Origin of the sequence: Thermotoga sp. RQ7, from assembly GCF_000832145.1 — a bacterium.
GTDB classification, from domain to species: domain Bacteria; phylum Thermotogota; class Thermotogae; order Thermotogales; family Thermotogaceae; genus Thermotoga; species Thermotoga neapolitana.
On the sequence record NZ_CP007633.1, the window covers coordinates 1,085,191 to 1,095,693 of the forward strand.

The 10,503-nt window shown below is 46.4% G+C and carries 9 protein-coding genes and 1 CRISPR repeat array; of the genes, 3 read left to right on the top strand and 6 right to left on the bottom strand.

What is annotated here, in order from left to right:
- The first annotated feature begins 12 nt into the window (after positions 1-12).
- Entirely contained in the window at positions 13-1,407 is a 1,395-nt protein-coding gene (gene gltX, locus TRQ7_RS05390) for a glutamate--tRNA ligase (RefSeq protein WP_041844186.1), read from the top strand.
- A gap of 33 nt (positions 1,408-1,440) precedes the next feature.
- Entirely contained in the window at positions 1,441-2,202 is a 762-nt protein-coding gene (locus TRQ7_RS05395; protein WP_041844187.1) for a metallophosphoesterase family protein, read from the top strand.
- Here TRQ7_RS05395 and TRQ7_RS05400 read toward each other — a convergent pair.
- Positions 2,189-2,938, bottom strand: a complete 750-nt coding sequence (locus TRQ7_RS05400) for a radical SAM protein (RefSeq protein ID WP_041844188.1) — start codon at positions 2,936-2,938, stop codon at positions 2,189-2,191. The two genes, TRQ7_RS05395 and TRQ7_RS05400, sit on opposite strands and share 14 nt — an antisense overlap.
- 76 nt (positions 2,939-3,014) lie before the next feature.
- On the opposite strand from TRQ7_RS05400, the gene TRQ7_RS05405 reads away from it, so the two are divergent.
- Entirely contained in the window at positions 3,015-4,541 is a 1,527-nt protein-coding gene (locus TRQ7_RS05405; RefSeq protein WP_041844189.1) for a bifunctional UDP-sugar hydrolase/5'-nucleotidase, read from the top strand.
- Between the two features lie 560 nt (positions 4,542-5,101).
- A CRISPR array of direct repeats spans positions 5,102-5,470; the repeat unit is 30 nt; unit sequence GTTTCAATACTTCCTTAGAGGTATGGAAAC.
- 100 nt (positions 5,471-5,570) lie between these two features.
- On the opposite strand, the gene TRQ7_RS05410 is transcribed toward TRQ7_RS05405, so the two are convergent.
- The 5 genes from TRQ7_RS05410 to TRQ7_RS05430 are packed head-to-tail and all read right to left on the bottom strand — an operon-like array spanning position 5,571 to position 10,467.
- Positions 5,571-7,154: a bifunctional aspartate carbamoyltransferase catalytic subunit/aspartate carbamoyltransferase regulatory subunit gene (locus TRQ7_RS05410; RefSeq protein WP_041844190.1), complete on the bottom strand. Its 1,584-nt coding sequence runs from the start codon at positions 7,152-7,154 to the stop codon at positions 5,571-5,573.
- A 34-nt stretch (positions 7,155-7,188) separates the two neighbouring features.
- Positions 7,189-7,707: a dihydrofolate reductase gene (gene folA, locus TRQ7_RS05415; RefSeq protein ID WP_144399096.1), complete on the bottom strand. Its 519-nt coding sequence runs from the start codon at positions 7,705-7,707 to the stop codon at positions 7,189-7,191.
- Positions 7,686-9,089, bottom strand: a complete 1,404-nt coding sequence (gltA, locus tag TRQ7_RS05420) for an NADPH-dependent glutamate synthase (protein ID WP_041844192.1) — start codon at positions 9,087-9,089, stop codon at positions 7,686-7,688. Before gltA ends, folA begins: the two co-directional genes overlap by 22 nt.
- On the bottom strand, positions 9,086-9,919 hold the full coding sequence (locus TRQ7_RS05425) for a sulfide/dihydroorotate dehydrogenase-like FAD/NAD-binding protein (RefSeq protein WP_041844193.1): 834 nt from the start codon (positions 9,917-9,919) through the stop codon (positions 9,086-9,088). The genes gltA and TRQ7_RS05425 overlap by 4 nt, the downstream gene beginning before the upstream one ends.
- Entirely contained in the window at positions 9,916-10,467 is a 552-nt protein-coding gene (locus tag TRQ7_RS05430) for an ABC transporter ATP-binding protein (protein ID WP_015919313.1), read from the bottom strand. Before TRQ7_RS05430 ends, TRQ7_RS05425 begins: the two co-directional genes overlap by 4 nt.
- Positions 10,468-10,503: the final 36 nt, after the last annotated feature.

Consider the following 10,503-nt stretch of genomic DNA (forward strand, 5'->3'; position numbering starts at 1 on the left):
GAGGTGCTCGATTTGGTCAGAGTTAGATTTGCACCTAGCCCAACGGGACACCTTCACGTTGGAGGAGCAAGGACTGCCCTTTTCAACTGGATGTTCGCAAGAAAAGAGGGCGGAAAATTCATTTTGAGGATAGAGGACACCGATCTGGAGAGAAGTTCCAGGGAGTTCGAAAAGCAGATCCTTGAATCTCTGAAATGGTGCGGACTTGACTGGGATGAAGGACCCGATGTAGGCGGAGATCACGGCCCGTATCGGCAGAGCGAAAGACTCGAAATCTACCGTGAACACGCAAGAAAACTGGTGGAAGAAAAGAGGGCCTATTACGTTGTATACGATAAAGAAGATCCCACCAGAGAACTGTTTTCCACGTTCGACTATCCCGAAGAGTACGCCAGAAAAGGCCATCCTGTCACGGTGAAATTCAAAGTCCTTCCAGGAAAGACCACGTTCGAAGACTTGCTGAAAGGACAGATGGAATTCGACAACTCCACCATAGAGGATTTCATCATCATGAAATCGAACGGGTTCCCCACGTACAACTTCGCCGTCGTGGTGGACGATCATTTGATGGAGATTTCCCATGTCTTCAGAGGAGAAGATCATCTTTCCAACACACCAAAGCAGATCATGATATACGAAGCGTTCGGCTGGAACCCTCCTGTCTTCATGCATATTCCCCTCATACTGGGACCGGATAGAACTCCTCTCAGCAAAAGGCACGGTGCAACCTCTGTTGAGCATTTCAGAAAAGAGGGAATTTTGAGCAGGGCTTTGATGAACTATCTTGCTCTCCTTGGTTGGAAAGTGGAAGGAGACGAGATATTCACCATAGAGGAAAGACTCCAGTCCTTCGATCCAAGGGACATTTCCAACAAGGGAGTGATATTCGACTATCATAAACTTGAGTGGGTGAACGGAAAACATATGAGAAGGATCGAACTGGACGATCTGAAGAGAGAATTCGTAGAATGGGCAGAGTACGTAGGTAAAACAATACCCGATGTTGACGATGAGTACTTCCTCAATTCTCTTCGTATATGTAGAGAGAAGGTGAACACACTCTCTCAACTGTACGATATCATGTATCCGTTCTTGAGCGAAGAGTACGAGTACGAAAAAGATTACATCGAAAAGTTCTTGAAAAAGGAGGAATCCGAAGAGGTCCTGAAAGAGGTGAAAAAAGAACTGGAAAAGCTGGACAACTGGAACATGGAGCAAATAGAAAGAGTTCTGAGAGAGGTTGCAGGAAGAGGCATTGCCTCGAAAAAGGTGGTTTTTCAGCTGGTGAGGGGAGCTGTGACGGGAAAACTGGTCACACCAGGGCTCTTTGAAACAATAGAGGTGCTTGGAAAGGAAAGGACACTGAGAAGACTCGAAAGAACTTTGCGTTTCTTAAAAGATCTGTAAAATACATATGTTAAAACAAACAAGGGTGAGAAAATGAGGTTGGCCTTTTTCGGTGATGTGCATGGTAATCTTGAGGCTCTGAACGCTGTTCTGGAAGATATACAGAGAAGAGGTGTGGACGAGATCTTTTGTCTTGGAGACCTTGTGGGATACGGACCTGACCCTGAGGCAGTCGTTCAGTTGATAAGAGAAAAAAACATCAAAACTATCATGGGAAACTACGACGATGCGGTAGGCTATTCGAAGGAAAGTTGTGGATGTTCTTACTCACCGGGAAGAGAAACTGAAGTGGGTGATATCTCACTCAACTGGTCCATTGAACGCACTTCCGAAGAGACAAAAGAATTCTTGAGATCCCTTCCAAAAAGAATGAGTTTTGAAGTCGAAGGAGTAAAATTTCTCCTCGTTCATGGAAGTCCCTTCAACGAACTTCTGGAGTATGTGAAGCCAGACACTTCCTCTGAAAGACTGAAAGAGATAGCTCATACTGTTGAAGAAAATGTTGTTGTAAACGGGCACACACATCTCCCCATGGTGAAATGGGTTTTGGGTAAACTTATCCTGAATCCTGGAAGTGCAGGCAGGCCGAAAGACGGTGATCCGAGGGCTTCATACATGATCGTAGATGTCAAAAGTGGTGTGATCTCTTTCGAAACGATCAGGGTAGTCTACGACGTGAAAACCACCGTGGAAAAGATCGCAAAGAAGGGTCTTCCGATTGAACTTGCAACGGTTCTGGCACTCGGCCAAACGTTCGATATGGGACCAGGAAAAGTCACATTCACTCTGAAATAGCAAAGGCACAGCAGCCTTTGAACTTTCCAGATCCATCGACAGGTTTTGTCACAACATCGACGAGGTCTTTCACGATGTTTTGAAGATCTCTTCTGTACAAACCCTTTGGTTGCATGCAACCGAGCACAACTGTTTTGAACAGTTTTCTTGCTTTTTCGAAGATGCGAAGGACCTCTTTCAGATCAGGTGGTGGGCTTTCACCAAACCGGGTGTTCGGTGTTGGAATAAAAACGTTCAAAACAATGGAATCTGTTTCCTTCGAGAGAATCTCCAGTGCTTTTTCTTCGTGACTGATCTGTCCTCCGAGTATTCCTATTGTGATGTGAAACACCACTTTCCTGTAGAAACGAGAAATGTTCAGAATGTCCTCAGGTGTAAGATTGAGTCGATAGATCTTCTTTAAAACAGCTGAATCTCCGAAGAAATCCATGGAAACCACATCTGCAAGATCTCTTGCCAGTTGAGACTTCTGAAAGCCCACATGAAAGTTGTAGAGAAGATCGTACTTTTTCTTGTATTCTCGCAATTCATTTTCATGGCGATCAAAGGGAATGGAGCCGTCGGGAAGCATACCACCACTTATCAGAAAACTTCTGTAGCCTTTTTCCACGTAAACTGGTATCTCCTCAACGGAGATCATGTGTTTCAGGTAATGAGCTTCGCAGTGAGGACAGTTCAGAGAGCAAAACGTTCCCGTCACACTCACAGGGATCGTGTGGGATGGATCGACCGTCACGGACAACACCTCGTTTTGTGGAAAATCGTACAAATGATACCATTATGAGGTTACAATTTGTCTGGGGGGTGATGGTATGAGAAGGTATCTGGTACTGTTTCTTGTTCTTCTGCTCAGTGTGTTTCTCCTTGGTGTAAGACTCACCATTCTTCATGTAAACGACACCCACGGACATGCCTGGACGTTCGACGAATATCAAAATCCAGGAATAGGGGGACTTGCTGCTATCGCAACGATAGTGGAAGAGGTGAAAAGAGAAGTCGAAGAGCAGGGAGGATACGTGATCTTCCTTCACGCAGGTGATTTGAACACAGGGGTTCCTGAATCCGACCTTCAGGATGCGATACCGGACATCGTGGGCTACAACATGATAGGACTTTCTGCCATGGCTGTGGGAAACCATGAATTCGACAATCCGAGGGACGTTCTTCTCAAGCAGATGAAGTTCGCTGATTTTCCGTTTCTTTCCGCAAACATCTTAAAGGAAAACGGAGAGCCGTTCTTCACACCGTACATACTCAAAGATTTTGGCAAATTAAAAGTCGCCATAATCGGTTTCACCACAGAGGAGACAACGATCCTTGAACCCCTCTATCTTGAAGGCCTGAAGTTTGAAAACGCTCTGAAGGTGGCACAGAAGATGGCACCTGAGTTGAAAAACCAGGCAGACGTTGTGATCGCCCTTGCCCACCTTGACTGGGGAGAGCCGGAAAAGGAAAACATCACCACGACGCACCAGTTGGCAGAGGTTGATGGAATAGACGTGGTTGTGGCAGGTCACAGTCATGTTCTTGGTTCAGAAGTGGTGGGCGGAAAGATAATAGTTTCAGCGGGTGAGTATGGAAAATACGTGGGAAGGCTTGATCTGGATGTAGAGGATGGAAAGATTGTGGCATGGCACTGGCAGGCCATTCCTGTCAATTTGAAGGTGTACAGAGACGGAAAGTACGAGTACGTTGGAAAGCCTTACCTTGAGAACAGATACGTCGCAAAAGCGCTCGAATATTTCAAAAAAGTCGGTGATGAAAAGCTCGACACTGTGATTGGAGAGACAAAGATCTTCCTTGACGGAGAAAGAGAACACGTGAGATCGAGAAGTACAAATCTTGCCAACCTCATAACAGATGCCATGAGATGGAAAGTGAAAGCAGACATAGCATTCACAAATGGTGGAGGAATAAGAGCCTCTATAAAACCTGGAAAGATCACTGTGAGGGACATCCTCACGGTCCTTCCTTTTGGAAACACCCTTTACGTTTTGGAACTCACCGGTGAGCAGATTATGAAAGTTCTCGAATACGCCGCCACAATACCGGAAGGAAAAGGAGCGTTCCTTCAGGTCTCTGGACTCACATGGAGAAGCAAAGACGGAAAGGTCGTAGAAGTTCTGGTGAATGGAGAACCTCTGGATCTGAAAAAAACATACAGGGTTGTGACGAACAACTACATGGCAAGTGGTGGTGACGGATACACAATGCTGAAGGAATGGGGAGGATACGACACGGGCTATCTCATGTCAGACGCCGTCGTAGAATACATACAGAGTGTGTTGAACGGTGTAATAGAAGAGTACGACGATTCACAGAGATACATCAGAGAATAAGGCGGGGAGTTCCCCGCCTTTTATTTTTTTTCTCATTCCTGAAGACTTAGTTTGAAAATTATAAGTGTACAACAACATAATTTTATTTACTAAACCAGGGTAAGTTCCATTTATTCACAAAGTGGGGGGTGGTTGTAACTGGCATGGGAAGAAGTGTACGGAGTATGCAATTACCGGTAACGAAAAAATTCATGCGGGTTTGAGAGAGGTGATGTGTGCATGGAAGATGGAATAATGAGCGAGAATGTGAAACAGGGCATGAGAATATTTCTTCATATTCTATCATGTATCTATCATGAATAAAGAAACTGCACACTTAGCCTCAAACCTTTTAAGGAGTACCTTTTTAAACAAACTTGTGAAAACAGGAACTAGTTGATTTTCCCATAAAACACCTCAAAATGGCCTGACCTAGGCTCCCTTATTCCATTTTTCCAAACAGTACTTGACTGGGTCTTTCTGTGTGTTAGAATCACCTGTGATGAAACACCTTCTGTATGTCCTCATATACTCTTGCTTTTTGATATGCTTTGTGGTATAATTTCTTTGAAATCCAACGGGTTTCAATACTTCCTTAGAGGTATGGAAACCACATTCTACGTGGATCGAATCGAGATCCTCAAGAAGTTTCAATACTTCCTTAGAGGTATGGAAACTGTGAGGTCTCCCGCCGGAAGGCCAGACAGCGTGTAGGTTTCAATACTTCCTTAGAGGTATGGAAACAACAAGTTCGAACCTCGTAAATTTTCAGGGTTCGCACCTGGTTTCAATACTTCCTTAGAGGTATGGAAACGCAGAAAGCGTGTGTACTTTGACGTTCCCGTGAAGAAGCGTTTCAATACTTCCTTAGAGGTATGGAAACAGCGGCACACCTGAGTTGAAGAACTCGGAGAACTTCAGTTTCAATACTTCCTTAGAGGTATGGAAACTAAGTATAGAAACGAGGTACAGACTCAAAGAAAAACAAGATACGGAAACAAAAAACAAAAAGCGGGGAAAGATCCCCGCTTTGATTGCTTTTTAAAAAGATCAAATGCTCCATATCTCTTCGAACGAGTGGGGAGTTTCACAGTACTCACAGATGAATCGGCCGTTTTCATCTCTCACAAATGAGGGAGACACGTTCTCACCGTGTGCAGGATTTGTGATGCAGTTTTCGTTTTTGCACCGCAGTTCTTCAAAACCGTATATGGTGGGTGGCAGTTTTATTCTGTACTTTTCCACAACGGAACTGTTCTTTATGATGTTCACAGTCGTGTTCGGAGAGATCGCTGCGAGTTTCTTTATCTCCTTTTTGGAAAGATATCGGTCGGGCAGACTGATGTATCCTTTGAAACTACCATCACTCGACCTGAAGATACCATCCGCACTGTCCACATCGTAGAGTTTCAAAATCTTCCTTATTTTGACGATCGTGGCGTAGATCTCCTCAGGTGTTTTTCCTTTGGCGATGTGATCTATCACGGTTCCATTTTCTATTGGTTTTATTCCCCTCTTTCCGTCTTTTTGAACACCCTTTGTACCGTGCACGATGGGAGCCGGTATGATGAAATCTTCCTCCTTCTCCGGTGCTTTTTTCGACGTATCGAAGGGAGCCTCAATAGCCCCACCGAACATGGAAAGAAGCACTATCCTCACCCAGTATCCGTTTCTTGCCTGCGTTTCCCAGCCGTTCAAAGGAAGAGAGTCGAGAAAGTTCGGTATGGTCGGATACAGTTTGTGTCGTGGAAGGGGATGGTAGAACTTCACACCTTCTGGTAGTTTCTCAAGAAATTCTTTTCTGAACGTGACAGCCTCCCGCAAAAGATGAACCTTTTCAAGGATGTCTTCACCCATTCGTTCGAGTTGAAGCCGTGTGAAATACCACATCTTTGCCACATCTTTCTGGTTCAAATACTCTTCGATCGAGGAAAAGGTTCTGACTTCAAAGCCGTTCTTTTTCATTCTCTCGATGTAGTGCTCCGGCATCATGAGTTCTTCAGGAGCCACAAGATCCACCTTCACGTTTTTGAAGATCTTCAAACCGTTCACCTTCGAGTGGACTGTTCTTCCATGGAGCAGATCCCCAACGAGTGCCAGGTGTATGTAAGAGTTGTCGAAGTTGTTTTGTTCTAAAAACGTGTACTCGTCCAGAAGTTCCTGTGTAGGATGCTCGTGTTTTCCATCTCCTGCGTTTATGAAAGAAGGTATCTCTATGCCGTTTCTGAGAGCAAACTCGGAGATCCTTCTTTCAAGGAGTCTGCAGACTCCCTCGAGTCTTGTCCTCACCACGAATATGGAATAATCACTGTATCCTGTGAGCATGGCGAAGGTATCGGTGTAACTTTCCTGTTTGTTGAAGGAGGAGTGTTCAGAATCGAAGATGTTCACCTTCACGTTCGGCCCGGCATGAAACTTAGCGGCGTTTATGAAAGACTCTTTCGTTCTGGTACTTGGTTCGACGAAAACGATGTATATACCAACGTTTCTCTTTCTTATCCTGAAATCTGACACATCCTCTCCGCTGTACCATCGCTTTTTCAGTTCCCTGGTTTTCTCGTAGAGAAACATCTGCTCTTCAACGCTCAGGTCCTCTATGACGGCGAGTGTTCTTCCAAGAAAGTCTCTCTTCAAAATCAACACCTCCCCTTGATAAAAAAACTCGCACCTAACGGTGCGAGTGTTCTACGGAGTATTTGAGAAACAGTGTGCCCTTTTCGTTCAATCTCGATATCTCCAGAAGTTTCAAAGTGAAAAAACCATCGAACTCGCTGAAGAAAGGCACTCCCCTTCCAAATAAGTAAGGTTCGATGGTGATGAACATTTCATCCACCAGTTTTTCTCTCAGAAACTGAGTGAACACAGTCCTTCCCCCTATGACGGCCACCTCTCTGTATCCTTTTCCTTCGAGGAATTCTACCACATCCTTTGGCGATCCGTTGAAGAAGACGAGGGAAGGATCGCTGGAGGTCTTTCTGTTTTTCGTCAAAACCACGTTCAGTCTTCCTGGAAGGGGCTTTCCTATCTCCTCGAAAGTGATCCTTCCCATCACCACGTTTCCAATCTCTGTGGTGACCTCTCTGAAGTGCTTTCTGTCCTCAGGGGAGTTCCATCCGCTGAACGAAGATGCGATCTTTCCGGAAAGATCCATGGCAAAGATGAAGATCACTTTTGCCACGGATCCCATTCTCCCGACAGATAAGAATGGATGAACTGTGCTGCCCTTTTTCCGGCTCCCATGGCCTCTATCACCGTTGCGGCACCGGTCACTATGTCTCCACCTGCAAAGACACCCCTCACACTGGTGGCCCCCGTGTCTCTGTCTGTTTTTATATAACCACGCTCGTTCAGTTCAAGACCTGGAAACTCAGAAAGGAGCACCCTGTTTGGTCCCTGACCTATCGCTTCTATCACCATATCGATTTCGAGAACGAAGTTACTCCCTTCCACAGGAACAGGTTTTGGCCTTCCGGATCTGTCCACTCCCTTGAGTTCCATTCTCACGCATTCCATTGCCTCCACGTTTCCGTTGGCATCTCCAAGGTAGCGAACAGGAAGGGTCAGCCAGAGAAACTCTATTCCCTCCTCAAGGGCATGGTGGTACTCTTCCCTTCTTGCGGGCATTTCGTTTTCTGTTCTTCTGTAGACGATGTACACCTTTTCGGCTCCCAGTCTCAAAGCGCTTCTTGCTGCATCCATGGCGGTGTTTCCGGCACCGATAACGGCCACTCTCTTTCCGACACGAACCGGTGTGTCGTAATCTGGGAAGAGATAGGCTTTCATGAGGTTGACCCGGGTGAGAAACTCGTTCGCGGAGTAGACACCGTTCAGATTCGTTCCGGGAATTCCCATGAACTTTGGTGTTCCCGCACCGGTTCCTATGAAGATGGCATCGTACTCTTCCAGGAGATCTTTGACCTTTATGGTTTTTCCAACGACGGTGTTCAGAAAGATTCTCACACCGAGTTTTTCTATGTAGTTGACTTCCCTTTCAACGATCCTCTTTGGAAGACGAAACTCCGGTATCCCATAGACGAGAACGCCTCCTGGTTTGTGGAGTGCCTCGAAGACATCGACGTTGTATCCAATTTTTGCAAGGTCTGCCGCCGCTGTGAGTCCGGCGGGTCCAGAACCCACGATGGCAACCTTTTCCTTTCTCTGGCCAGCACTTTCTTCCACTTTCTCTTCGAGGTTTTCGGCTGCCCAGTCTGCCACGAACCTTTCCAGTCTTCCTATCGCAACAGGTTCGCTGTCCTTCATCTTTCCCACAACACAGCGGAACTCACACTGAACCTCCTGCGGACAGACCCTTCCACAGACAGCGGGGAGGTTGTTGTAACTCTTCAATATCCTGTAGGATTCTTCGAGCCTTCCTTCGCGAAGTTCTCTTATGAATCCTGGAATATCGATTCCCACCGGACAACCAGACACGCACGGATGTGTGGGACACTGAAGACACCTCTGCGCCTCCGCTACAGCCTCTTCAAGCGTGTAGCCGAGTGCGACTTCGTTGAAATTCCTCTTTCTCACATCGGGTGATTGTTCTCTCATTGGTGTTTTTTTGTTCATTTTGTTTCACCTGCCGTTTTCAGAAATCTTTCGTAGGATATCCTTTCCTGTTCTCTGTACTGGGCAAGCCTCTTCAAAAGTTCATCCCAATCCACTTCTTCTCCCCTGAACTCCGGTCCGTCCACGCAGGCAAACTTCATCTGCCCCGAAACTGTTACCCTGCAGGCACCACACATACCGGTGCCATCGACCATTATCGGGTTGAGAGAGACCCATATCGGAACGCCGTACTCCATCGCCTTCAGAGTGCAGAACTTCATCATGATGGTGGGGCCTATCGCCCAGCAGACGTCGAAGGATTTTTCTCTGAGCAGTCTGTCCATTGCATCGGTAACGACACCTTTCATGCCCACACTTCCGTCGTCCGTTACAAGGAAGACCTCGGAGATTTCTTTGAACTCATCCACCATGATCAGATAATCCTTCGTGCGGGCTCCAAGCACGGCCACTACCTCGTTTCCAGAGTTCTTCAAAGCCTTCGCTATCGGATAGAGTGTGGCTATTCCCACTCCACCGCCAACAAGAAGGACTCTGCCATAATTTCTGATCTCACTCGGGTTTCCAAGAGGGCCTACCACATCCAGGATGGTGTCCCCCTCTTTTCTCAAAGAGAGTTCGTGGGTGGTCTTTCCCACAACCTTCACGACCATTCTGAAGAGTCCTTCTTCAGGCTTTGTGTCGGCCACAGTCAGGGGAATCCTCTCTCCCTTCTCATGGAGTCTGATGATGACGAACTGTCCTGGTTTTGCCTCTTTCGATATCGAAGGAGAGTGAACCCAGAAGTCGAAAACATCGAACGCAAGACGCTTTTTTACCACGATCTCGTTCACAGTTTTCTCCCTCCATTGTTGATGAAGAATATCCTGTCACACACACTTTTTATGTCTTCCTCTATGTGTGAAGAAACGATTATCGTGATGCCTTCTTCTTTCAACCTTTTCAGCATCTCTCTCACAACGGTTGCAGATTCCACATCCAGTCCACTGGTGGGTTCATCGAGAATCACAAGTTCAGGTTCACCAAGAAGCGCCACCGCTATTGCCAGTCTCTGTTTTATCCCCTTCGAAGCGTTCTGGACAATCGTGTTCAAAAAGGGTTCCAGCATGAGATCTGATATCAACGAATCCTTCACTTTGGCACCCTTGAGTTGAGAAAAGAACATAAGGTTCTCATAAACGGAGAGTTCCTCCAGGAGGGAGGGAAACTCCGGAACGAAGGCTATCTTCTTGCGGACACTCTTGAGATCCTTGAGGGCATCTTTTCCAAAGAGGATCAGTCTTCCCTCGTCCGGTTTCAGGATGGTCGCCAGGATCTTTAAAAGAGTTGTCTTACCGGCCGAATTTTTCCCAACAACACCGAGGGACTCTCCTTTTTTCACGTGAAGGGAAACACCTTCCAGTATCTGTTTTTTACC

What these genes read in the sequence shown, in the direction of transcription:
- TRQ7_RS05405 (WP_041844189.1), top strand. Translation starts at nt 3,015, where the DNA reads ATGAGAAGGTATCTGGTACTGTTTCTTGTTCTTCTGCTCAGTGTGTTT.
- TRQ7_RS05395 (WP_041844187.1), top strand. Translation starts at nt 1,441, where the DNA reads ATGAGGTTGGCCTTTTTCGGTGATGTGCATGGTAATCTTGAGGCTCTG.
- folA (WP_144399096.1), bottom strand. Translation starts at nt 7,707, where the DNA reads ATGGGATCCGTGGCAAAAGTGATCTTCATCTTTGCCATGGATCTTTCC.
- gltA (WP_041844192.1), bottom strand. Translation starts at nt 9,089, where the DNA reads ATGAACAAAAAAACACCAATGAGAGAACAATCACCCGATGTGAGAAAG.